Genomic DNA, 23,594 nt, shown 5'->3' on the forward strand with positions numbered 1-23,594 from the left:
AAGCGCACCCAGTGGGAGGAGAGAAACAGATGTCCTTGCAGGAACAATTGAAATCGCTGCTCAAAGAGATGGAGCCGCAAATCATTTCGTGGCGACGCCATCTTCACCAATATCCGGAGCTTTCCTTTCAGGAGGAAAAGACGCCGGCGATGATTGCGGAAATCTTGCGCAGTCTGAATTTTGACGAAGTGCGGACGGGAGTAGGCGGCCGCGGGGTGATCGGGGTGCTCAAGGGCAGCCGTCCGGGCAAGGTCGTGGCGTTGCGCGCCGATTTTGACGCGTTGCCGATTCAGGATCAAAAAGATGTGCCGTACAAATCAACCGTTCCTGGGGTCATGCACGCCTGCGGTCACGACGCCCATACCTCCCAGTTGCTGGGGCTGGCAAGCGTACTCGCTGCACACCGCGATCAGTTTGCCGGAGAAATTCGCTTTTTGTTCCAGCATGCGGAGGAAGAATCTCCGGGCGGCGCGATTCAAATGACGGAGGACGGGGCAGTTGACGGCGTCGATGCGGTGTTTGGCGTCCATCTCTGGTCCATGCTGCCAGTGGGCAAAGTGTTCATCAGCAGCGGCCCGATCATGGCCAACACGGACGACTTTGTGATCGAGATCAAAGGGCGGGGCGGCCACGGCGCAGTTCCCGAGGAAACGGTCGACTCCATCGTGATCGGTTCGCAAATCGTCGGCCATTTGCAGACAATCGCCAGCCGCAACGTCAGCCCGCTGGAAAGCGTCGTCGTGACGGTCGGCACTTTCCATGGCGGCGACAACAACAACATTATCGCGGACAGTTGCCGCCTGACGGGAACCGTGCGGACGTTTTTGCCTGACGTAAGGGATCGCGCGGAGCAGCGACTCGTCGAAATTGCCGTCGGGACGGCGAAGATGATGGGCGGCGAGGCGAAAGTATCGTACGAGCGCGGCTACCCGGCTGTCATCAATCATGAGCGGGAAACGCAGATCGCCCGCGAGGCGGCAGTGGCGGCGTTTGGTCCCGAGCGCGTAGAGCCGATGAAGCCGCTGATGGGCGGCGAGGACTTTTCTTACTATTTGGAAAAGGTCCCTGGCGCGTACCTGTTTGTCGGGGCGGGCAATCCGGACAAGCTGGCGAAATATCCGCACCACCATCCGCGCTTTGACATCGACGAAGATGCGATGCTCATTGCCGGAGAGCTGTTGGGACGAACAGCCCTGCTCTATCTGGAAAAACATCAGGGATAAACAGGAAGACTTGCAAAGATGCGCTTTTGCCTAGCGGTGGCAAAGGCGCTTTTTAGTGGATGCGGCCATAAACTGATGAAATGAGGCGTCGTACACCACACACGGCATGCGGGTGAACAAAGGAGGGACGGCCTCAGTGAGAAAACGGATCGGCATACTGACCTATCGGGGAGAAACCGGATTTGTCGAACCAGGCTTTTTGCGCCTCCTGGTCAAGGAAGGCAGCAGCATGGGGGCGAATGTCTTCGTATTCGGGCCGCAGGATGTAAAGTTTTCCGAACGCAGGATCAAAGGCTTCGTCCCTGCCGAAAAAGGCTGGAAGAGTGAGTGGTTCGATTGGCCGGACATCGTTATCGACCGCTATCGCTATTATCCGCTGGCGAAGCATAGCCTCTATCTGCCGTTCCGAAAGCAAAACTGGTTTCGCTATGCCAATAACCGTTTCACCAATAAGTTCAATCTGCATCAAATTTTGCAGGCAGATCCGCGTTTGAAAAGGTGGCTGCCGGAAACGTTCGCCTACTCCCGAAACACCCTCGTTTCCATGCTGGGTCGTCATCGGCTGGTCTATCTCAAGCCGACAAACGGCTCAGGCGGGAGGAGCATCCTGCGCGTGGAAAAAACAAAACAGGGCTACTTGCTGCACGGCCGCACCAAGCAACAGGCGAAAAGCAGCGAGAAGCTCTCGTCCATCACCAAAGTATGCGAGCGGCTGGAGGTGTGGATGGATCGCGAGAAAAACGGAAAGGAAGACTTTTTTCTGCAACAAGGACTGCAACTGTCGCTGGTGCCGGGACGAACTGTCGATGCCAGGGTGCTGGTGCAAAAGGACGGGGAAGGCATCTGGCGGCTGACGGGCATGGGCATACGCATCGGTTCGACGCGATCCTCGACCTCGAACCTGCACGGGGGAGGCACGGCGATGGCTGCCATTCCGTTTTTGGCAGGTCGCTTTGGGCAGGAAGAAGCAAGGCGCATCGTGCTGGAATGCAAGGAGCTCGTCCTGCAAACGGTGGCGCGTATCGAGCAGCACTTCGGGCAGATGATGGAGTTTGGCTTCGATCTCGGCATTGATGTGCACGGACGGGTGTGGATTATCGAAATCAATCCGAAGCCGGGCCGGGAAATTTTCAAGCAGTTGGGAGAGCATCGCCGCTACCTTCAGGCGGTGCGCCGCCCGCTGGAATACGCTTTGTACCTGATCGAACAGGATGCGCAGCGAAAAGACCAGTTATTCGGTTGAAAAGACCCTTCCGCCGCTTGAAGGGTCATTTTCATTTCCAGGCACATATGCCCAAAAGAAAAAAAGACCTGGACGCATGCAAGCGTGCCAGTTCTTCCGGATGTTGTGATCTCATTTTCCAGATTTTTTGTTCGCGGTGATTTGATACTGCACAATATATTCGTCCAGACGTTGGCTTAACGCTAAAACTTCACTGTGGGAAATCCCCTTTTCCTGAACCAGTATCACTAATTGGTTTCGCATTTCCTCGATGATTTCTGATATGTTCTCTTTTTTTCGATGATCTTCTGTCATATCAGGAGATGGAATGCCTGTTTTTTTCCCCGTGTCTACCATTATCAGCTCCCTGTTTTTACAATATAAGGGTATCTATAACGATACGGCATTCTGCAAAAAAAAAGCAGTTGGGGAAAATTGCAGAGCGTATGCAGGTAACCGCGAAGCAGGCATCCTGCGCCATTCGGCCCAAGCAGCAACAGGCGAAAAAAGAAAGAGCCCAGGGAAAAGACGCGTACAATGCGCTCTTTGTGGGCTTGCGTTTTTCTGCCGAACCATAAGACAAAAACAGGGAGGTCACTCAAGCCTCCCAGTTTTGCAACTTGCAAAGGAAAAGCTGCGGATTTGCGATTTTATCAGCCGCCTACACCGTGATCGTACTGAATGATGGAAGGTTTTATCGTGATGACTTTCCCAGTTGTGTCATGGATGTTGATCCCGAATCCCAAGCCCATTACCAAGAAGCATAATGAGAATACAAGTCCTTTCATACTTTTCTTCATCGTTCCTCGCTCCTTTCGTCTACTACACGCTGAAAGATCGTTTTCTGTACATCCGATGCGTGTCGAAGATGGGACCAAAACAAGCCAATACAGCTTTTGAAATAATCAAAGTCCTTGGAGGCATTCGTTAAAGCAAGGCAGCGCAAGATTTCATCCAAGCCCTCTGAATATTTCCCTTTTTTAAACAAGTATACCGCTAAATGGTATCGAAAGTGAAGATGATGAGTTTTTTCAATAACCCCCTCATCGTTTCCGAATCCTTCTATATCTTCTGAAAACCGCTCTAATACGGATTCAATTGGAAAATCAAACTCATTTGCAGCTTTGATGATCGTGACCAGACCGGGAAGTATCTCTTTTGGATTTTGGGAAAGGAACGCCAGGTAATTTGGCAGAACCTCTATGTTTCCCATCGCCATGGACAAAGTGTATGAGTTCGCCAAAGCCCATAATCGATATTTCTCCACTTCTGCTTCGCTTTCCGGATCGCGGATTTCAAACCAGCTTAAATCGGCATAGCCATTCGTGTACAATTTTGCTTCTTCATACTTGCCCATGTTTTTCAGGGCTACCGCTTTTAAAAGATACCCCTGTCCATAGTACAGAATCAAAGGGCGCTCCGTTTTTGGCAATTCACTTGGCTTGTTGATTCTTCTTCTGCGAAGCTCATCTTCATAGACAATGGTTGCCAATTCCCTTAACTCATCTGCGTATTTCCCGACATCTTCCCATCTGCGCAGGGTGTAACAAATCTTTGCCAGGTGCAATAGCGCATCGAGCTGATGGTTTTCCGGCAACCGCCTTCTGTATGGTTCAAAGCGGATAACAGCTTTAAATTTTTCTTCAGCGTTCATCCCTTCGGCAGCTCGGAACAGTCGGTACTGGCTCATCACAAAGTGATTGGCATAGCTATCCTTTTCGTTATCGATGACGAGCAGGTAAAAAGGGAGGGATTCTTTCCATTTCCCTTTCTCAAAAAGCTGTTCCGCTACTGAAAACAGGATTTTGATATTTTTCGGATTTTCCAGCAGCCTTGAGGCAGTCTCGCGAATACAATCCTGGCGGTCGAGCTCAGCACAGCGAGTCAGATAGGGGATAACACGCGGACGGGAAAATTTGTCCTCGGTTATACATTCTTCCGGATACAGTTCGTATAACCAGCCTGGCTCGTGCCCAAAGGCAATGGCCAGTTGATCCAGTTGCCGTATCGTCATGGGACGAGGAGGCTTCCCGTTGAAAATCGTGCTGAGCGTCCCTGAATTAATGCCGGTTAATTCGCTGAGCTTACTAATTGTAAACCCTTTCAATTTCATGTTTTTTTCGATCTCTGATCGCAATGACCGCCGGATCATTCCCCCCATAAGTAACACTCCTCAAATACACGAATGGCTGCTTTATTTTGCCAAATTCTTTGCTCGATAGAAAACTTTCTGGCACTTAAACTATTATTATATTAACGCGACAGTCAATGAAAGTAAATGAAAGGTCGTTTTTGGAAAAATTTGCACGCAAAACAAGTCACACCGCTCTCCTGCAAAAAATCCCCCATTTGCCCAACGGATGCGGCATAATAAAAGTGTCTGTCGCCGCAAGCGGCGATCATCACGTAACCGAGGAAGGAGAGCGAGCATGGGACAGGAAGCGTTTGCCATTGATCTGGGAGAAGGTTTGACACTGCGAGGAAACATACATACGGAGGAAGCAGCCGGGTCTTCACAGCCGCTGCTTTTGTTTTGCCACGGCTTCAAAGGCTTCAAGGACTGGGGCAGCTTCCCGTATGTCGCAGATGAGCTGGCGAAGCGAGGGATTGCGACGATTCGCTTCAATTTCAGCTGCAACGGCGTAGGGGAGAGCCTGACCGAGTTTGATGAGCTGGAAAAGTTCGGGATAAACACGTATGCCCGCGAGCTTGCCGATCTGCATGCACTTGTCGAGCGGATCGTGTCTGGTGAGCTTTCTTTGCCCGCCTGCGTGGACAAAACCAAGCTGTACGTGCTCGGACACAGCAAAGGCGGCGGAGATGCCATCCTGTTCGGGGCGAAAAACCCGCATGTGACAGGCATCGTGACGTGGAACGGCATCGGCGACGTCAACCTGTTCGACGCAGCGCTGCGCAAGCAGATCGAGGAAAATGGCGTCGGATACATTGCGAATGCGCGCACTGGACAACATATGCCGATCACGCGGGTCGTCATTGACGATGTGGACCAGAACCGGGACGAATATGACATTTTGGCAAAAGTAGCGGCCATGGAAAAGCCGTTGTGCATCATCAGTGGAACAAACGATTTTGTCCGTCTGGTAGAGGCTGCCAAACGTATCCATCAGACTGCGAAAAACAGTGAGCTGCACTGGATAGAAGGCGGCGATCATACATTTAACACGCGTCATCCGTTTGCGGGCACTTCGGCTCCGCTGGAAGAAGCGATCGAGCGGACAGCCGCTTTTGTCCTCACCCCGCGGACATAGAAAAAGCCGCGATTTTCCTGCGTTTTCAATCCATTTGGGCTATGGTATACTGGGGAACATCTAAAGATTTAAATGATGTGATTATTCAGAAAAATATCAGGAACAGGTGGAGAAGAAACATGAAAAGCAAGGTGTATCTGTACGATACCACCCTGCGAGATGGGACGCAGGGAGAAGGGATCAGCCTGTCGGTGGAAGACAAGATAAAAATTGCACTGCGGCTGGATCAGTTCGGCATTGATTTTATCGAAGGCGGCTGGCCTGGGAGCAATCCGAAGGACATGGCGTTTTTTGAACGCATTCGCGAGATTCCGCTCCAGCATGCCAAGGTGACTGCGTTTGGCAGCACCTGTCGTCCAAATGTGGCGGCTGCCGAGGACGACAACCTGCAGGCTCTCATCGCAAGCGGCGTGCAGGCTGCGGCAATTTTCGGCAAGTCGTGGGACTTGCATGTCACAGACGCGTTGAAAACGACACTGGAAGAAAATGTGCGCATGGTCGCCGATTCGGTGGCTTTTCTGAAACAAAAAGGCTTGACGACGCTCTTTTTGGCGGAGCATTTTTTCGATGGCTACAAGGCAAATGCAAGCTATGCGCTAGAGGTGCTAAAAGCAGCGGAAGAAGCCGGAGCCGACTGGATCGTCCTCTGCGATACGAATGGCGGAAGCTTGCCGCACGAGGTGTACGAGATCGTCAGGGCAACTGTGGGACAACTGCGTACGCCGCTTGGGATTCACCCGCACAACGACAGCGGTGTGGCCGTAGCGAACGCACTCGCGGCAGTACAGGCCGGGGCCAAGCAGGTGCAAGGGACCATCAACGGGATCGGGGAGCGCTGTGGAAACGTCAACCTCGTTTCTGTCGTGCCCAACCTGCAGCTTAAGCTCGGATACGACTGCGTGAGCGGCGAGCAGCTGCAAGGACTGACGCAGCTGTCGCGCTACGTGGCGGAAATCGCCAACATGACACTGCCCAACAACCAGCCGTTTGTCGGGCACAGCGCCTTCGCGCACAAGGGCGGCATCCACGTCAGCGCTGTCCTGCGCGATCCGAAGACGTATGAGCACATCGAGCCGGAAAACATCGGCAACAAGCGCCGCGTACTCGTCTCCGAGCTGGCAGGCCAGAGCAATCTGCTCGCCAAAATGGAGGAGCTGGAAATCGATCTGTCGCTGGATCGGGAAAAGACCCGCGAGATCATCACGCGCATCAAAGAGCGCGAGTTCCAGGGCTATCAGTACGAGGGCGCGGAGGCTTCGCTTACGCTCATGCTGCTTGAGGCGTCCGGCAAGCTGAAAAATTGGTTCACGCTTGATTCCTTCAAAATTTTGATGGAAAAGGCAGCCATTCAGTCGATCACGTCCGAGGCGATGGTCAAGCTGCGCGTAAACAGCGAGAGCGTCCACACGGCAGCAGACGGAAACGGCCCTGTCAACGCGCTGGACAACGCCATGCGCAAAGCGCTGGAGAGCTACTACCCCTGTATCGCCAACATGCACCTCGCCGATTACAAGGTGCGTGTGCTGGATGAAAACGGAGCGACAGCGGCCAAGGTCCGCGTCCTGATCGAATCAGCGAGCAATGGCGAAAAGTGGAGCACAGTCGGCGTTTCTACCAACGTGATCGAAGCGAGCTGGGAGGCACTTGCGGACAGTATTCGCTACTTCTTGTGGAAGGAAGGCTGCGAGGAAGCAGGCCACCTGGCGTCTGCGGAAGCGCGGGTCGGGATCGTCAATCATTGAAGCGGCAAGCGGCAGGCTTGTTGACTGGCGCGTGAGCAGCAGTAGCATGATGCAAGCACATTACCTTATTTCCTCGTAAAAAAAGACCAGCAAAGCTCCTGGGAGCTGCCCTCTTTCTGCATCGGACAGGAGAGGGCGGCTCGGGTGAGAGCGAGCTGGTCTTTTTGTTTGGCTTTTTTCCTGCTCAGTCGTCCTCCGAAGCAGGTCGATCAATCAACTGGCGCAGCTTTGTTTCCGTCGAGGACTGGGGATCCGGCGTGTAGATGCTGCATCGCAGGTCAGCGCTGCCCTGCACTTGCAGGGAGGTCAGATGAAACTGCATTTTCCCGGCCTTGGCATGGCGAAATTCAAGCAGCACTTCGGGGGCGGAGCTGACGTGACTTTGCTCCCAGAGCCGCTGGAAATCGGGGTGCACTTTTTTCATTTCGGTTAAAAAATGCGCGTACCATTCATCCTCGACGTACTGCCCGTAGTACGCCCGGAAAATCGCGAGAAAACCGCTGACGAAATGTTCCCAGTTGACCGCCAGCCGCCGCAGTTCTTTTCGCGTGAACAAGAGCCGGATCAGGTTGCGTTCCTCGAACGGAATTTGCTCGAAGTCGAGAAAGACGTGCGCAGCGGCGTTGTTCCAGCCGACGATGTGCAGCCGTCTGTCGGAGACGATCGTCGGACAGGAGCGCAGCTCGTGCAATATTCTTTCCAGGGCGGGGCTGATCTGGGGCGGTTCTTCTTTTTGCAGGCTCGTGTCCACTCCCGTCCCGCTTTCCAGAGCCAGCGCGTACAAATATTTGCGCTCGTCGACGGTCAGTTGCAGCGCTTTGGAAACGGCGTCCAGCACAGAGGGCGAGACTTTGATGTCTCTGCCTTGCTCCAGCCACGTGTACCAGGTGGGGCTGACTCCTGCCAGTTGCGCGACTTCCTCGCGGCGCAATCCGGGTGTCCGGCGGCGGGTGCCAGGGGCAAGGCCGACGGATTGGGGAAGAATTTTGGCGCGCTGCGCTTTTAAAAACGACGACAGGGCCTGCAATCGTGTCTGGTTGTTCATAGCCGACTCCTTTTCTGGTCTTTTAGCCAAAACTGTTACTTGTTATACTAGGATAAATAATAACTTGTAATAGGATAACACGTGTGACAATATGGTTTCCATAAGGACTTGCAAAGGAGGATAACCATGGAAAAAGTAGTAGTTACAGGTATGGGTGTCATTTCGCCTGTAGGCAGCAACGTACAGCAGTTTTGGAGCAGCTTGACACAAGGAAAATCAGGCATATCGCAAATTGATAGATTCGATACATCCCGCTATAAAACCAAAATTGCCGGACTCGTCCGCGACTTTGATCCGGAGGCTCGCTTCGGACGCAAAGAGGCGCGGCGCATGGACCGCTTTTGCCAGTTTGCCATGGCGGCAGCGGATGAAGCGCTGGAAGATGCGGGACTGCGGCTGGAGGAATGCGACCGCGAGAGAGTAGGCGTCTACGTCGGTTCGGGGATTGGCGGCGTGCAGACGCTTCTGGAGCAGCATGACTTGCTGCGCGCGAGAGGACCGGAGCGGATCAGCCCGACGCTCGTGCCGATGCTGATCGCAAACATCGCGCCAGCCATGATTAGCATCAAGTACGGCATCTACGGCCCGACCCTGTCGCCTGTCACCGCCTGCTCGATCGGCAATACGGCAATCGGCGAAGCGTATCGGCTGATCCGTTCCGGCCGGGCAGACGTCGTCATTGCCGGGGGAACCGAGGCCGCAGTCAACGAGGTGTCGCTGGCGAGCTTCAGCAACGCGATGGCTCTGTCCACGCGAAACGACGATCCGACAGCCGCAAGCCGGCCGTTCGATGCGAAGCGGGATGGATTTGTCATGGCAGAAGGCGCAGGCATCCTGATTCTGGAGTCGCACTCACATGCGCTGAAACGCAACGCCCGCATCTACGCAGAGGTCATCGGCTACGGCGCCAGCTCGGACGCCTACCACATGGTCGCGACCCATCCGGAAGGAATCGGGCCGTACCGGGCGATGAAATGGGCGCTGGAGGAAGCAGGCATCCAGCCGGATGAGGTAGACGTCATCAGCGCCCACGCCACCAGCACCGAAATCGGGGACCGCTCGGAGACGCTGGCGATCAAGCGATTGTTCGGCGAACACGCCAAGCGTATCCCGATCACCGCAAACAAGTCGATGACAGGCCATATGCTCGGAGCGTCAGGCGGTGCAGAAGCCATTGCCCTGGTTAAAAGTCTCCAGGAGGGAATCGTCCCGCCGACGATCAACCAGGAGGAACGCGACCCTGTCTGCGACCTCGACTACGTACCGAATACGGCCCGCCAGCTGCCGCTGAACATCGGGATGTCCAACTCCTTTGGCTTTGGCGGACATAATGCGGTGATTGTTTTGCGGAAGTACGAGGGGTAAGATTTAGTGTTTTGGAACCTTTCCGAATGGTTTGGGAAGGTTCTTTTTTGCATCATCGAACCATTGCCTTGTTTTATGATGAAGGAGTGATTCGTATCGACTTGCGAATAGGCCTCGTGATTGGCATGCGTTGGACAATCACATGTACATCTTTTTACGAGAAATTAGCGGAGGCATTGAGGAAGTAGAGCTTCTTACCAAACTTCAATATGCGCCAAAAGAATTACAGTGGCTGAAAATCGCGAAAGAAGACGGAAAGACCCCGCCCGCCCCATTTATTCTGGAGCAGATGCGGAACTGGATCGCGGCGTTGAAAGCATACAGTAGAGAATAACACCCGTGAAAAATACCAGATGCTGCGATGGATTCTCCCGCAAAAAAAGCTGCGAAACAGACACGCCCAACACAAAAAGCGTCACTTCCCAAACGGGAGGCGACGCTTTTTGCCTTTTTCAACCAATCTCTCTGCTAGGACTGCTTGCGCATTGCACCCAATTCTTCGACGATCGCCGTCATCTCATTGATGCCGAACGACGCTTTTTTCTGCACCATGTTGTACAGGTACAGCAGGTCCTCGTAATGAGCGAGGTCAAAATCTTCCGCACGCATGACGGCGGTGTTTGCCATGTTCAGCTTCGCTTTGATGCCCTCGATCAGCACCGCCAGATTTTCCTTTGTCGCCTCTTTCAAGTCTGCCATCGTTGTTCTCCCCTCCAAAAAGCAGTTATTTGGTCAACTGTCCCCGCGTGACACCAAGCTGATTGGTTGCTTTCAGCGTGCGCCATACGTGTGTGCCGCTCACTTCTCCGCGCAAAGCCTGACGGTACAGGCTGATGACTTCGCGCACGCGCTCCGGTTCTTCCTCCAAAAACTCGATGCGGTAGCTGCCGACGTGAAGGGAGCGGAACTCGTTCAAATACTCCGCGCCCGACTGGTCGATGGCGTTGTACACCGTATTGCGGCAGCCGGTGTCTACCCGCACCGGGTGCGAGAAGCCGACGCGGTCCTTGAGCGAGATGCGAGAGGTTTCGCACGGGGTTCCGCAGTTGGTATGGTCGGTCCCCTCACTCAGGAACGTGCAGTACACGCAATGCTCGGTATGGAACATCGGCAAATGCTGATGGATGACCAGCTCCATTTTGGCGGCGTTGGAGCGGCTGAGCAAGTCGACCATTTGCTGGATGTTCAAGTCGTACGAAGGCGTGACCCGTGTCAGGCCCGCTTCGAGAAACAGCTCGACAGCCTTATGGTTGGCCACATTCAGGGAGAAATCGCCGATCAGCGGAATGTCGATTTCATCCTTGCGGGACAGGTAGTAGTAGAGTGCCCCGGTGTTGCGCACGAGAATCGCGTCCGGCTTGCTTTTGGCGATCAGGGCCAGCACGCCGTTTTCGTCCGGCATGTGAATGCGCATCGTCGCGATCCCGATTTTTTTGCCGTACTTGTGCGCCAGCTTGACGCCTTCCGGGTACTGCTTGACGAATTCGAAGTCCGCGTAAAGGAAATCGACGTCCGTCTGCGCCGCCGCCTCCAGTTGCTCAAGCGAGCGGCACAGCGCGGTCAGCATCGGCTTTTCCACCGGCTCTTTGCGCGGCACGTCCGCGTACACGTTTACGTCGCGATGCTGGTAGACAGGGGGCTTGGAGCGCAAATAGACGAGCTGCTCCACGGCTTCCCGGCGCATCCGGTTCAGCTCGCTGACAGGCACGATCAAGTCTCCGTCCAGCTCGACGCTCAAATCGTGCGTGTCCAGATAATAAATGGTTCCACCCAGACGACTTAACTGGTCGTGCAGCAGCTCATGTGTCAAGGGGCGCTTCAGGGCAGCCTCAAGCGGCCTTTCCGACTGTACGGTCACAGCGTGGTTCGCCTGTTTGTCCACCCAGGTGATGCTGAGCTTATCGCCCGCTTTGCCGCTGACGTGTACGGCGAGCGGGAAGGTGCGGTACGGCTTTTCCGTTTCAAACGTTTTGCGCAGGCGGCGATCCAGCACGGGGTCGCTCGTTTTCCATACGCGGTCGCCCACGTTAATGCGCTTCAGGTTGATGTCGTTGCGGCCCATGACAAGCTCGTACAAGCCTTTTTCGACCTCGCCCTCCACTTTTTTGCCGCGGGAGAGAATATCGTAGACGCGTCCGCCTTCTTCTTTTTGCGTCGGATCGCCCGCGTCGAACACGATGCCGTCACCGCGTTTGACGGGAGCCGTAATCTCGACGAGCACGCTTGTTCCGAGCAGCTTTTTCACTGTGCCCAAAAAGACGCCGCGACTTTTCGGGAACGAACCGTCCACAAGCTTCTTGTTGTTCGTTCCTTCCAAAAATCCATGGGTAAAGCCGCGGGAAAAGCTTTGCTGCAGCTCGCGAATCTCGACTTCGCTCGGCTCCGTGTTCTCTCCGGCAAAGTAGCGCTCGATGGCAGCGTTGTACTTGCTGACTACGTTGGCGACGTACTCCGGCGATTTCAGGCGGCCTTCGATTTTGAACGAAGTCACGCCCGCCTCGATCAGCTCCGGAACGAGGTCGATGGCAGCCAGGTCCTTTGGCGAGAGGAGATACGCGATATTGCCCATCTCCTTTTGCACGCCGTCCACCATCAGATCGTACGGCAGACGGCAAGCCTGTGCGCATTCGCCGCGGTTGGCCGAGCGTCCGCCCCACATTTCCGAAGTCAGGCATTGACCGGAGTAGGAGACACACAGTGCGCCGTGGACGAACACCTCCATCGGCAGCTTCGCTTTTTCCCCGATCTTCTTGATTTCCTTGAGCGAGTTTTCCCGTCCCAGTACGACACGCTCGATGTTGAATGGCTTCGTAAATTCGACCGCTTCCGGCGAAGTGATCGTCATCTGCGTGGAGCCGTGGATCGGGAAGTCCGGAGAAATTTCGCGAATCAGCTTCACCAGACCAAGGTCCTGAACGATAACCGCGTCCACCCCGGCGTGAATACAGGCGTCGATCAGCTCGCGCGCTTCCTCCAGCTCGTTTTCAAAAACAAGAATATTAAAGGTAAGAAACCCTTTTACCCCGTACATATGCAAATAAGCCATAATCTCAGGCAGTTCAGCCATGTGGAAATTCTCCGCCCGCGCGCGTGCGTTGAACTTTTCCACCCCGAAAAAAACGGCGTTGGCCCCATTCGCGACAGCGGCCTTCAAACAGTCCCAGTTGCCGGCAGGAGCCAACAGCTCAATATCTTCACGCTTGATTCCATTTCGCATGTGAATGTCATTACCTCCAAGGTCGTTAAGACAAGCTCTCCTTCATCATAGGGAAATGTCCCTGCTCCCGCAACAAAAACCTCCACTTCTCCAAATTCGAAGGGCTGATCGCATGGTTAATCCGCGACCAGCCCTTCGAATACAATCGAAACCTTCTCTTCCATAATCTCTTCCAAAGCCCATGCTCCTTCGCTGCGCACCCAGTCGTACAGAGCGTTGTAATAAATATTTTCCAGCATGTTTGCTGCCACGAGCGGATTGAACTTCGCCTTCAGTTGCTGCTTTTCCTGTGCTTCCTCAATCAGGTCGGCAAACAGCTGCCGCAGCTCGAAGTACACGTTCTTCTCGTTCTCCAGCACTTTGCGATGCTTCATGGACGATTCCACCACGACTTTGATGAAGTCAAAATTCGTGATCGTTACCTCGTTCATGATCTTGTAAATCCGCAAAACCTTGGCCTTGCAATCGTCCCCGTAATCCCATTCATCGCGGCGCTCTTCAATTTCATGCAGCCGCTCGTATCCCCAGTTGGCGAGGATTGCTTCCTTTGACGTGAAATGCAGAAAAATGGTGCCGCGTGCGACATCTGCTTCTTCCGAGATCATGTCGATGGTCGTGGCTTCAAAGCCGTGCTGCTTGAACAACTTGATCGCGGCATTGAATATTTTTTCGCGGGTTTCCCGCTTTTTTCGCTCCCGTCTCGTCGTCAAAAAGGTGGTACCTCCTCTGCTTCGTTTGCTTGATTATAACATAACCGTTACCTACAAAAGAATTTTCCGTGGATTTCCCGTAAAAAAGCGCAAAAAAAGAGATAGACTTCTTGGAAAGTCGGATGTATATTTATATACTATAATGAATAAATATTTAATCATACCGAGCCGTAAGAGCATAGGGTGGAGGAGTGTAAAATGAGCGTTGCGAAAGCGCTGACAGTACGTCAGGCAACGATGAGAGACGTTGATGCCATGTTGGAGATCATTAATGAATATGCACGACAAGGATTGATGCTGCCGCGTACGAAACTTTCGGTCTGTGAAAATTTGCAGTCATTTATCGTCGCGCATGATGGAGATACAGTAGTGGGAGTTGCCGGATTGCATATTTTGTGGGAGGATTTGGCCGAAATTCGCTCGCTGGCCATTGCGGAAAAAGCAAAGGGGATGGGCGTGGGCAAGCATCTCGTCCTCCATCTGGTAGAGCAGTGTCGCAATCTGGGCATTAAGCGGGTGCTTGCGTTGACCTATCAAAAAGCTTTCTTTGAAAAGTGCGGGTTCTGGATCGTCGCGAAGGAAACGTTGCCGCAGAAGGTGTGGAAAGACTGCATCAACTGTTCCAAACTGCCGATGTGTGACGAAATCGCGATGATTTTTGAAACAGTCTGATACTTTTGATACATTTTGTGTAGCCTACCTTTTTTCGTTTCTGGTACTATATTCTTAATAATATAAAAATATAGAGAATATGGAATCGGAACTAAAGTGTTTAAATTGGGGGGCTTACCATGAAGCTGGGCGCGCGCGTACTGATCGTACTTTTGGTCGCGAGTATCATACCGCTGACGGCGGCAGGAGTGTTTGCTTATCAGGAGACCAAACAGGAATTGCTGGTCGGCAGTGCGGCTAAGCTGGAGGCATTGCGGTTAAGCAAAAAGGAGCAGGTGGAGAACTATTTTCGGGAACGCACGAAAAATGTTGATACACTGGCAGCTTCAGGAACCGTAATCTCTGCTCTTACTGTCTTTCAGCAGATATGGCAGGAAGGCAGGGAATCCGCTGCCTACAAGGATGCAGAGTTTTCCTTTGCCAATGAGTTGAAGATGGAGGTCGCACGCTATGGCTTTTCCAACGCCTATCTGCTCAACAGCGATGGCGTGATCGTGTACGAGACGAATCCGCAGTCCGACTTCGGCACCAACCTGCTGACAGGGCAGTACGCCAACTCCGTGCTGGGCCAAACCGTCCAGCAGGTTTTGAAGGTTCAGAGCGCAGAAGTGTCTGATGTGGGCAGGTATGAACCGTCAGGAAATGAACCGGGCGTCTACATTGCGGCCCCGATTTATGAAAAAGGCTACATGATGGGGCAACTCGCCGTAGAAGTGCCGCTCGATTATGTCTCCCGCCTGCTGAGTCAGCGCGAGGGGCTGGGCGAGACGGGGAAAATTTACCTCGTCGGGTCGGACAAGCTGATGCGCTCGCAACTGGGCAACGGTCAGGAGACGATTTTGCAGCAGACAGTCGACACGCCGGTCATCGAGCGAGTTTTCCAGGCGGAAGGGTTTACGGGGACAGAGCAAAGCGTCGATTTTCGCGGGCAGCCCGTCCTCGTTTCGTTTGACCAGGTAAAAGTCGCGAAGCATACGTGGGCGATCCTGGCAGAGATCGACATGCCGGAGATTCTGGCGGGGCCAAATCGCATTCAAACCGCGATGATCGTCTTTAACGGCGTCGTCCTGATTGTGATCGTGGGAATCTCGCTCTACACGGCGGGGTGGCTGCGCCGCTCCTTCAGCGGGATGCTGCACGTGGCCGAGCGGATTGGCCAGGGCGACTTGACCACGACCGTTCCCGGCAAGCTGCTCAGGCGCAAGGACGAGCTGGGAGAGATGGCTCGTTCGCTGTCCACGATGCAAAAGCAATTGCACGGCATTCTCGTGCAGGTAGAACAGGCTGCGGATTCCGTTGCGCATACGGTGCAGGAAATTCACGGCAATACGAATGAAATCGCTTCGTCCAGCCAGCAAATTGTCCAGGTCGTCGATCAGGTAGCGGCGTCGAGTGAGAGCCAGGTGGAAAAAATGGGCCAGACGGTCAATCTGGCTGTTGATCTGACAAACGATGTCGATGGCGTTACCGAGAATGTGCGGCAGGTCAACCTGTCCTCAGCCGAGATGAAGCAGCATGCGGAGGAAGGCAGGGAGGCAGTGACGGCGGTCATTCGCAGCATGGAGGAAATCAATCGCTCCGTAGCGGCGGCCACTGAGGTGATTCGCGTGCTGGAGCAGCGGTCGCAAGATATTTCCCGGATTATTTCCGTCATCACGGAGATTGCCAGACAGACGAATTTGCTCGCGTTGAATGCCGCGATCGAGGCAGCCCGCGCCGGGGAGCACGGAAAAGGCTTCGCGGTCGTGGCCGGAGAGGTGCGCAAGCTGTCGGAAGGCACGGATGAAGCGGCGCAGCAGATTGTGCGGATGATTAACGACGTGCAAAACGACACGATGATTGTGGTGGCCAAAATGGCAGAGGGAGCCGAGACTACCGCTCACGGGATGAAAACAGCCCGTCAATCGGGGGAAATGTTCCAGCGGATCGAGCAAAATATTTTGCGCGTCTCGGCCGAGATCAACCGGGTCAGCGAAGCTTTTGCCCGAATGGCGCCAGATGCCCAGCAGGTCGTCGTAGTAGCCAAGGAAGTTTCGGCAGCGTCTGTTCAGGCGGCGGCTGGCGTGCAGAGCATCTCCTCTGCGGTGGAAGAGCAGAGTTCAGCCATGGAGCAGATCGTCCAGTCCACCGATCATCTTGCGCAATTGGCGGAAGAACTGCGCGGGTCGTTGGCTGCATTTGTGCTCAAGTAAGCGGATCAGACATATTGTGCGGAACGCGCCGGGAAATGTTCGTTTTCCCGGCTCTTTTTGCATTTTGGCAGGATATCTCACACAAAATGTTGAATGATAACAATGATGGAGAGTTTCGGGCCGGAGGGACGTAAGCGTGCACAAAATGGATTGGGAACTTTATTTACTGCCGTTCGAGCAAGCTGTAGAAGAAATCAAAGTCAAAATTAAAAATATCCGCAACGAGTTCCGCAAGCGCAAGGAACATTCTCCGATTGAGTTTGCCGTCGGGCGGGTGAAATCCATACCGAGCATCTACAACAAGGCGAATCGCCTGCAATTTCCGATTGATGAAAATATATGCTGGGAGATCAGGGACATCGCGGGTATTCGCGTCATCTGCCAGTTTATCGACGATATTCCCGCCGTGGTGGAGATGATCCGCAAGCGCGGCGACATGCGCGTCTATTTGGAAAAAGACTATGTTTCCAAGCCTAAGGAGAGCGGTTATCGCGGCTATCATCTGGCGGTCGAATACCCGATCATGATGGCGGACGGACAGGTGACGATTCCTGTGGAAATCCAGATTCGTACACTCGGGATGAACTTTTGGGCGACAATTGAACACTCGCTGAATTACAAATACGAAGGAATCATCCCGTCGAACATTCGCCAGCGCCTGTTTGAAGCTGCCAAGGCATCGTACAAGCTGGACAGCGAAATGAACAACATTCGCGACGAGATCAAGGAAGCACAGGCCGAGTTTACGAAAAAGGAAGTGCCGATGGAATCGCTGCTCTCCCTGGTAGAGCTGGATCTGGACGTCGATGCCGAACTCATGGACGGCGGCCAAAATGAAAGGAACGAAACCAAACATGACGACCATTAATTGGCTAGAGGAGACATACAAGCTCAAGGATGAGCTGATTGCCACCACCCAGGAGTTTTTGCGGATCAAAAGCGTGCTTGATCCCGCTACCGCTCGCGAGGGAGCGCCGTTTGGCGAAGGCATCCGCGCCGCGCTGGACTTTGCCCTGGACGTATGTAAAAGAGCCGGGATGACGACTAAGGATGTGCGCGGATACGCCGCCCATGCCGAGTTCGGGCAAGGCGAAGAGCTGATCGGCATCTTGAGCCACGTCGATGTCGTGCCGGAGGGAGATGGCTGGAGCACGCCGCCGTTTGCGGCCGAGATCGTGGACGGCAAACTGGTGGCGCGCGGAGCCATTGACGACAAAGGGCCGACCATGGCGGCGATTTTTGCAGCCAAAGTGGTCCTGGGCCTGGGACTGCCGCTCTCCAAGCGCGTGCGCTTTATTTTCGGCACGGACGAAGAGTCGAACTGGCAGTGCGTCAAGACGTACTTTGAAACCGAGGAAATGCCGACGATGGGCTTCACGCCTGACGCTGATTTTCCATTGATTTACGCGGAAAAGGGCCTCACGGATTTGACCTTGCGCCAGACGTATGCCGCGTTCCAACAGCTCGGCAAGCCTGCAGCGGAGCAGGCGGAAGCCAGGCTTGTTTCATTGCAGGCAGGCTTGCGCATGAACATGGTACCGGACAAAGCGGTGGCGACTCTTGCGCCGCTGTCCGCTGACAGCCAGACGATTATCGACCGCTACCGCACACACCTGGAGCAGACAGGCTTGAAGGGGCAGGCGGAAGCGAAGGACGGTTTGGTCGTCTTGCACATGGAGGGTGTCTCCGTACACGGAATGGACCCGAAAAAAGGCGTCAATGCAGGCACGGAGCTGATTTACTTCCTGCGGACACTCGTGCTCGATGCGCGCGCAGCCGTGTACACAGAGGTTGCAGACCGCTACTTGCACAGGCAGCACGGCGGGGAAGCGCTCGGAATCGCCCATGACGACGAGGAAATGGGTGCGCTCACGCTGAACACGGGCGTGCTGGAATACGAAGCGGAAGGGGACGCGCTGTTCCGCCTGAACATTCGCTACCCGCACTCGATCTCGTTTGAAAAATGGTCGGAGATTCTCGTGGAACGCTTTGGCGAGGCCGCGTTCGAGCTGGAAGTCGTGGAGCATCTGCCGCCGCATCGCGTAGACCCCAGCCATCCGCTGGTAACAACGCTGCAACGGGTGTACACCGAGCAGACAGGCGAAGAGGCGGGCATCATCGCTATCGGCGGTGCCACCTACGGCCGTTCGCTGGATGTCGGCGTAGCGTTCGGACCGCTGTTTCCGGGGCGTCCGGACAGTGCCCATCAGCGGGACGAGTACATTTTGGTCGACGATCTCGTCAAGGCGACTGCGATTTATGCGCAAGCCATTTACGAGTTGGCAAAATAAGCAGCACAGGTAAAGAGAGGATGCAGCGTAAGGCTTGCATCCTCTGCTTTTTTTGTGCGGCTAAACAGTTGGCGGATTCCGGGAAAGATCGAAACGGGATCAAACGGTTTGGTTGTATTTTTGATTCGACTCCTTTAGTATAGGTAGGATAGGATTTCGCAAGGACTGTTACCGAAAACGGGTTCATACCGCAAGCCCGATTTCTTCCCACCCGCTGTCCATGCAGGTCAGGGTGCGTGAAACGGAAGACCGCGTGTGAAAGGAAGTGGATTTGATGGCAAAATCGTTTGCGTCTTTTGGCTTTCGACCGGAGCTGATGCAAGGGATTCAAGACCTGTACTATAAAGAACCGACCCCGATCCAGGAGGAAGCGATTCCGCTGATTCTGGAAGGAAAAGACGTGATTGGACAAGCGCAGACCGGAACAGGGAAAACAGCGGCGTTCATGCTTCCGATCCTGAACCGTCTGGATGCGGGCAAGCGCGACATTCAGGCGCTGATTCTCACCCCGACGCGCGAGCTGTCCATTCAGATCGCCAAAGAAGTGGAAAAGCTGGGCAAGCATCTACATGTAAATGTGCTGTCGCTGCACGGCGGAACCGACATTGACAGACAGTTGAGCAAGCTGAAATCGACTGTACACATCGTCGTCGGAACGCCAGGGCGCGTGCTGGATCACATGCAGCGCGGCTCGCTGCACTTCGGGCGGATTTCCACGCTCGTGCTGGATGAGGCCGACAAGATGATGGAGATGGGCTTTCTGGAGGATGTAGAGCAAGTCATCGTCCATACGCCTTCCCAGCGTCAAGTGCTGCTGTTCTCCGCAACCATGCCGGATATGGTGAAGCGGCTGGCCCATCGCTTCATGAAGCAACCGCCGCACATCAAAATCGAAGGCAAGCAAAAGACCGTGGAAAAAATCGAGCAGTTTTACTACGTCGTCAACCAAAGCGACAAGACGGATGCGCTCGTGGACGTTCTGGAGCAGGAGCAGCCGTTTTTGACCATCGTTTTTGCCAATACGCAAGTGCGCGTGCAGCAGCTCACTGCCCGTCTGCAGGAAAACGGATTTCAGGCGCAAGCGTTGTACGGGGACCTGTCGCAAAGCAAGCGCGAGCAGCTAATGCGGCATTTCCGCGAGATGCGCTTCCAGTATCTGGTGGCGACGGATATTGCCGCGCGCGGGCTGGATGTCGAGGGCGTCTCGCACGTCATCAACTACGATTTGCCAAATGACGTGGAGAGCTACATTCACCGCGTAGGCCGGACAGGGCGCGCCGGACAGAGCGGAAAAGCGATCTCGCTCATTTCGCCGCGCCAGAAAAATTTGATGAGCCGCTTCGCCAAAGCGACGAAGGCGTCGATTGAAGAGCGCATTCTGGAGCCTGGCCGCCATCTGGATGCAGGCCGGCGCCAGCGGGCACTGGAGCGGGAAGCCCACTTCATCGAGCTGCGCGCCAAACAGGCAAAAGAGCAGCAAAAAGAAAAAGAGAAGGAGTTTGCTCCTGTTCGCGAAGCTTTGAAGAAAAAAGCCAAAGTGAAGCCGGGCTACAAAAAGAAGCTGGCGCGCGAACTGGAAGAACTCCAGATGCGCTATGAGAAAAACCGCAGAAAGGCTGAGGCGATTGCCGCGCGCAAAGCAGGCAAGACCGTGAAGCCTGCTGACGCCAAAAAAGCGGGAAGAGGCAAAGCAGGCCGCGGAGCCAAAGGGGCAAGACCGTTCCGCCAGAATTAGGGCAAGGGACAGCGGGACAAGCGCATGAGCTGCGCCTGACATGTGCCAGTCAAAAAGAGAAGGAGCCTTCTGATGCTGCCGGAGGCTCCTTGGCTGTTACGGGGCAGTTTTTGCGGCGAAAAATGAAGATGTTGTGAAATAGTGTTTTCCTCCTGGAAGAATGAAGGTAAAATATTGGTAGAGAGAACCCTTTGCGACAAAGTACAGGTTGTGAGGAGAACGAATGATGATTGATACGTGCTTCAAATGCGGGAGCAAAATGAATCCGAACGAATACAGTTGCCATGTGTGCGGCCAAAACGAACTGGAAGACTATCGGATGATTCGCAACTACCTCCGCAGCAATCCGAATTCGAATGCGATGCAAATTGCCAACGCGACAGGTATCTCTGTATCAAAAATAATGCGCTACATTAAAAACGGCTCCTTGACAGTGGTCGACGACAAGTCTCGCGATGGAAGACGTTAGAATGACCAGGAAACAAGCGAAAAGCCCGCAAGCTGCAACATGTGTCAGGCATGGTGAGCGTGCGGGCTTTGTTGTCATTTGATTGGTATTTTCGAAGTGGAAAAGGATATATTCCGTATGAATTTATGTGGTTTTTAGATGATTTTTGCTGAAATAAGGTGTATTTACTTGAAAAGGCTGTTATCTGTGTTTAATTAGCTGAATTTAAGGATTATAATGAAGAGAGAATAGACTACACTTTTATCATGACATATTCCAAATAGTTTAGGGGTGATGACATGAATTTAAAATCAAATGAAGTCTTTATTCCTGGCGCTTTCCCTAAATATACGTATATTTCACGGCAGTCGTCCGAATTTGATATTTCCTATGAGGTTCGGCTCACCCAATCTTTACACACAGTCGGTTTTCTTACCTCCATTATTGGTCCTTCCAAAACGGGTAAAACTGTATTGTGCGAAAAAGTAATAGGTACTGAAAAAATGAAGTCTTTTTCCGGAAGTGATTTTAAGGAAACGGAGGACTTTTGGGTAACTATTGCCAGAAGAGTTGGTTTGCCGCTTGAAAGTGAGCAAACTGAGCAAAAAACGATGCAAGGGCAGGGATTATCTGGTACAAGGGAAGGCAGAGCATCCGCCGTAACCGAAAAATATCATTCCAATAAAGACAAAGTCATTCAATATTTTATTGAAAATGATTGGGTACTCGTGTTGGATGATTTTCATTACGCTTCCCCAAACATGCAAATGGAAATAGCCTATCAGCTAAAAGACGCCATACGCAAATATTTTAAGACAGTGGTCATCTCCTTACCTCATCGATCTGATGATGCAATCAGGAAAAATTCAGATTTGAGCGGTAGATTGAATTTGATTAATATTGAACCTTGGAATACGAAGGAATTGCGAGAAATTGCCGTAACCGGATTTGATAAACTCGGTTTGCATATCGATTCTTCGATAGCGAATGACATGGCTCAGGAGAGTTTATCTTCACCGCAGCTCATGCAATCCATTTGCCTGAATCTCTGCTTTTTACTTGATATAGATAACATAGACAAACCGAAACTTGATTCATCCATGCTAAAAAAAGCATATGAAATGACTTCTCTGAACCTCCTTTCTTACAAAGAAGTTGCCAGAAAGCTCAAAAGTGGCCCCAACCCGAGAGGCCAAAAGCGAAAAACCTACACGATTAACAGTGGAAATCAAGTTGATATGTACGAATTGCTTTTAAAGGCAATAAGTGTTGACCCACCGAAAGTTAGTCTTTCTATCGATGAAATAAAAAGAAGAATGGACGCAATGGTCAGTGATGCAGATAAACCTGATCGAAAAAAAATAAAAACGACAATTGACCAAGTACAGTCAATCATGCAAACCAGTGAACCCATGTATCAGGTGTTCGAATATAAAGACGATAAGGTCTATATATTAGAACCTCTTTTCCTGTTTTATTTACGCTGGGGAAGGCTTGACTGAAAATAGTAGGCGCGGGATTATTCCGGAGGGGAGATCGTCTTGACTAAGTTAGTCCAAAGTAAAGCGGATGCAGTTAGAGTAATTCAAGAGCAGATAGACGAAGGCCGGAAAGTCGTCCTGGAGGAACAATTTTCTTCCTGGAAAATGACCACTTCCAGAGTTCTGGATAACCTGTTTTCTGACCAGACAATCGGACAGTCTTTTGCCATGCAAACCTTTGGCTCGATCAAGAATGGTTCCCATTTTCTTGGAATCACTTATCTCGAAAACTTGATTCATGACATAAATAGAGGATTATTCAAAGGTAGTGGAAGCCATGGTCAGATTGATGTGGAGCACTTCCATGTCATTGTTCGAAGAGTCCTTTCCAATTTTCACAAACATATTCAGGAAATGTACCAAAAACCTGTACATGGCGGAGGGACGCTAAAAGGAAAGGATTTACAAAAAATTGTTCTCGGGAATGAGTATGATGTGCAGCGCATGCTTTACTCATTGATCCGTCCTATTTTCCCGGAGGCAAGGGCTGAAATTTACCAGGACGGGGGATATAAAAGCTATCGCTATGATATTTTTATTGATGCCTATGAAACGGTTATCGAAGTAAAATGCTCTCGTCCATCCATGCAGGAACGTGAGCTCACCGAGCAAATCGGCTCTGATGCTTTTCATTATCAAGAAAAGTACATTTACTTCTTCGTCTACGACAAGCATAGAGTAATCGCAAACGTCGATGCATTCTGCCAAGCATATAGGAAATCGCTGGAAACACACGAAAAGCAAATCGAAACAGTCGTGATCCAGCCTATTTCCATTTAGAAAACGAGCCAATAGAAAAATCCATAGAATAAGGGGCTGCCTCAAAAGTCGCTTTTCGACTTGAGACGCCCCTTTTGTTTGGCAGAAACGCTGATATAGCCATGTTTCTAACTATGAAAAGCTAGCGGAATTGCCTCTTTTG

19 protein-coding genes are annotated in these 23,594 nt (G+C 52.6%); 13 read left to right on the forward strand and 6 right to left on the reverse strand.

What is annotated here, in order from left to right; all coding sequences use genetic code 11:
• Positions 1-29: 29 nt before the first annotated feature.
• Positions 30-1,223: a M20 metallopeptidase family protein gene (locus tag EDM57_RS19885; protein WP_122906437.1), complete on the forward strand. Its 1,194-nt coding sequence runs from the start codon at positions 30-32 to the stop codon at positions 1,221-1,223.
• Positions 1,224-1,359: 136 nt separating this feature from the next.
• Positions 1,360-2,466: a YheC/YheD family endospore coat-associated protein gene (locus EDM57_RS19890; RefSeq protein WP_122906438.1), complete on the forward strand. Its 1,107-nt coding sequence runs from the start codon at positions 1,360-1,362 to the stop codon at positions 2,464-2,466.
• Between the two features lie 111 nt (positions 2,467-2,577).
• Here the strand turns inward: EDM57_RS19890 and EDM57_RS19895 are convergent, their stop codons facing one another.
• A complete protein-coding gene (locus EDM57_RS19895) occupies positions 2,578-2,802 on the reverse strand; it encodes an aspartyl-phosphate phosphatase Spo0E family protein (protein WP_246005860.1) in 225 nt (74 codons plus the stop codon).
• A gap of 439 nt (positions 2,803-3,241) precedes the next feature.
• Complete coding sequence (locus tag EDM57_RS19900; RefSeq protein WP_122906439.1) at positions 3,242-4,606, reverse strand: helix-turn-helix domain-containing protein; 1,365 nt, start codon at positions 4,604-4,606, stop codon at positions 3,242-3,244.
• A 268-nt stretch (positions 4,607-4,874) separates the two neighbouring features.
• Here EDM57_RS19900 and EDM57_RS19905 point away from each other — a divergent pair, with 268 nt between their 5' ends.
• Together EDM57_RS19905 and cimA are read left to right on the forward strand one after the other, a co-directional pair.
• Entirely contained in the window at positions 4,875-5,714 is an 840-nt protein-coding gene (locus tag EDM57_RS19905) for an alpha/beta hydrolase (protein WP_122906440.1), read from the forward strand.
• A gap of 119 nt (positions 5,715-5,833) precedes the next feature.
• Positions 5,834-7,456, forward strand: coding sequence for a citramalate synthase (gene cimA / locus EDM57_RS19910; RefSeq protein WP_122906441.1), 1,623 nt, complete (start codon positions 5,834-5,836; stop codon positions 7,454-7,456).
• Between the two features lie 184 nt (positions 7,457-7,640).
• On the opposite strand, the gene EDM57_RS19915 is transcribed toward cimA, so the two are convergent.
• Positions 7,641-8,501 (reverse strand): helix-turn-helix transcriptional regulator, encoded by an 861-nt coding sequence (locus tag EDM57_RS19915; RefSeq protein WP_122906442.1) that lies wholly within the window; start codon positions 8,499-8,501, stop codon positions 7,641-7,643.
• A 126-nt stretch (positions 8,502-8,627) separates the two neighbouring features.
• Between EDM57_RS19915 and fabF the strand changes: the two genes are divergently transcribed.
• Positions 8,628-9,866, forward strand: coding sequence for a beta-ketoacyl-ACP synthase II (fabF, locus tag EDM57_RS19920; RefSeq protein WP_122906443.1), 1,239 nt, complete (start codon positions 8,628-8,630; stop codon positions 9,864-9,866).
• 468 nt (positions 9,867-10,334) lie between these two features.
• Here the strand turns inward: fabF and EDM57_RS19930 are convergent, their stop codons facing one another.
• From EDM57_RS19930 to EDM57_RS19940, 3 genes are all read right to left on the reverse strand, one after another.
• Positions 10,335-10,565 carry a DUF1128 domain-containing protein gene (locus EDM57_RS19930; protein WP_122906444.1) on the reverse strand — a complete coding sequence of 77 codons (231 nt, stop codon included), beginning with the start codon at positions 10,563-10,565 and terminating at the stop codon, positions 10,335-10,337.
• Between the two features lie 25 nt (positions 10,566-10,590).
• The gene (locus EDM57_RS19935; RefSeq protein WP_122906445.1) at positions 10,591-13,083 is read right to left on the reverse strand and encodes a U32 family peptidase; all 2,493 of its coding nucleotides are present in this window, start codon (positions 13,081-13,083) and stop codon (positions 10,591-10,593) included.
• Between the two features lie 116 nt (positions 13,084-13,199).
• Positions 13,200-13,793, reverse strand: coding sequence for a TetR/AcrR family transcriptional regulator (locus EDM57_RS19940; RefSeq protein WP_122906446.1), 594 nt, complete (start codon positions 13,791-13,793; stop codon positions 13,200-13,202).
• Between the two features lie 198 nt (positions 13,794-13,991).
• On the opposite strand from EDM57_RS19940, the gene EDM57_RS19945 reads away from it, so the two are divergent.
• The 8 genes from EDM57_RS19945 (at position 13,992) to EDM57_RS19980 (ending at position 23,452) form a co-directional block, all read left to right on the forward strand.
• Positions 13,992-14,465 (forward strand): N-acetyltransferase, encoded by a 474-nt coding sequence (locus tag EDM57_RS19945; RefSeq protein WP_122906447.1) that lies wholly within the window; start codon positions 13,992-13,994, stop codon positions 14,463-14,465.
• 119 nt (positions 14,466-14,584) lie between these two features.
• On the forward strand, positions 14,585-16,657 hold the full coding sequence (locus tag EDM57_RS19950) for a methyl-accepting chemotaxis protein (protein WP_122906448.1): 2,073 nt from the start codon (positions 14,585-14,587) through the stop codon (positions 16,655-16,657).
• Between the two features lie 136 nt (positions 16,658-16,793).
• Positions 16,794-17,525: a GTP pyrophosphokinase gene (locus tag EDM57_RS19955; protein ID WP_122906449.1), complete on the forward strand. Its 732-nt coding sequence runs from the start codon at positions 16,794-16,796 to the stop codon at positions 17,523-17,525.
• Positions 17,512-18,948 carry a dipeptidase PepV gene (gene pepV / locus EDM57_RS19960; protein ID WP_122906450.1) on the forward strand — a complete coding sequence of 479 codons (1,437 nt, stop codon included), beginning with the start codon at positions 17,512-17,514 and terminating at the stop codon, positions 18,946-18,948. Before EDM57_RS19955 ends, pepV begins: the two co-directional genes overlap by 14 nt.
• Positions 18,949-19,222: 274 nt before the next feature.
• Positions 19,223-20,683: a DEAD/DEAH box helicase gene (locus EDM57_RS19965; RefSeq protein WP_122906451.1), complete on the forward strand. Its 1,461-nt coding sequence runs from the start codon at positions 19,223-19,225 to the stop codon at positions 20,681-20,683.
• Between the two features lie 226 nt (positions 20,684-20,909).
• Positions 20,910-21,152 (forward strand): winged helix-turn-helix domain-containing protein, encoded by a 243-nt coding sequence (locus EDM57_RS19970; protein ID WP_246005861.1) that lies wholly within the window; start codon positions 20,910-20,912, stop codon positions 21,150-21,152.
• A 278-nt stretch (positions 21,153-21,430) separates the two neighbouring features.
• Positions 21,431-22,633 (forward strand): ATP-binding protein, encoded by a 1,203-nt coding sequence (locus tag EDM57_RS19975; protein WP_122906453.1) that lies wholly within the window; start codon positions 21,431-21,433, stop codon positions 22,631-22,633.
• A 39-nt stretch (positions 22,634-22,672) separates the two neighbouring features.
• Complete coding sequence (locus tag EDM57_RS19980; protein WP_122906454.1) at positions 22,673-23,452, forward strand: PD-(D/E)XK nuclease domain-containing protein; 780 nt, start codon at positions 22,673-22,675, stop codon at positions 23,450-23,452.
• Positions 23,453-23,594 lie beyond the last annotated feature (142 nt).

Source organism: Brevibacillus gelatini, assembly GCF_003710935.1.
GTDB classification, from domain to species: Bacteria; Bacillota; Bacilli; order Brevibacillales; family Brevibacillaceae; genus Brevibacillus; species Brevibacillus gelatini.

Bases quoted from the DNA above. Each gene is read 5' to 3' on its own strand.
- cimA (WP_122906441.1), top strand. From the start codon at position 5,834: ATGAAAAGCAAGGTGTATCTGTACGATACCACCCTGCGAGATGGGACG.
- EDM57_RS19945 (WP_122906447.1), top strand. From the start codon at position 13,992: ATGAGCGTTGCGAAAGCGCTGACAGTACGTCAGGCAACGATGAGAGAC.
- fabF (WP_122906443.1), top strand. From the start codon at position 8,628: ATGGAAAAAGTAGTAGTTACAGGTATGGGTGTCATTTCGCCTGTAGGC.
- EDM57_RS19905 (WP_122906440.1), top strand. From the start codon at position 4,875: ATGGGACAGGAAGCGTTTGCCATTGATCTGGGAGAAGGTTTGACACTG.
- EDM57_RS19965 (WP_122906451.1), top strand. From the start codon at position 19,223: ATGGCAAAATCGTTTGCGTCTTTTGGCTTTCGACCGGAGCTGATGCAA.
- pepV (WP_122906450.1), top strand. From the start codon at position 17,512: ATGACGACCATTAATTGGCTAGAGGAGACATACAAGCTCAAGGATGAG.
- EDM57_RS19895 (WP_246005860.1), bottom strand. From the start codon at position 2,802: ATGGTAGACACGGGGAAAAAAACAGGCATTCCATCTCCTGATATGACA.
- EDM57_RS19935 (WP_122906445.1), bottom strand. From the start codon at position 13,083: ATGCGAAATGGAATCAAGCGTGAAGATATTGAGCTGTTGGCTCCTGCC.
- EDM57_RS19930 (WP_122906444.1), bottom strand. From the start codon at position 10,565: ATGGCAGACTTGAAAGAGGCGACAAAGGAAAATCTGGCGGTGCTGATC.
- EDM57_RS19915 (WP_122906442.1), bottom strand. From the start codon at position 8,501: ATGAACAACCAGACACGATTGCAGGCCCTGTCGTCGTTTTTAAAAGCG.
- EDM57_RS19900 (WP_122906439.1), bottom strand. From the start codon at position 4,606: ATGGGGGGAATGATCCGGCGGTCATTGCGATCAGAGATCGAAAAAAAC.
- EDM57_RS19885 (WP_122906437.1), top strand. From the start codon at position 30: ATGTCCTTGCAGGAACAATTGAAATCGCTGCTCAAAGAGATGGAGCCG.
- EDM57_RS19970 (WP_246005861.1), top strand. From the start codon at position 20,910: ATGATTGATACGTGCTTCAAATGCGGGAGCAAAATGAATCCGAACGAA.
- EDM57_RS19950 (WP_122906448.1), top strand. From the start codon at position 14,585: ATGAAGCTGGGCGCGCGCGTACTGATCGTACTTTTGGTCGCGAGTATC.
- EDM57_RS19975 (WP_122906453.1), top strand. From the start codon at position 21,431: ATGAATTTAAAATCAAATGAAGTCTTTATTCCTGGCGCTTTCCCTAAA.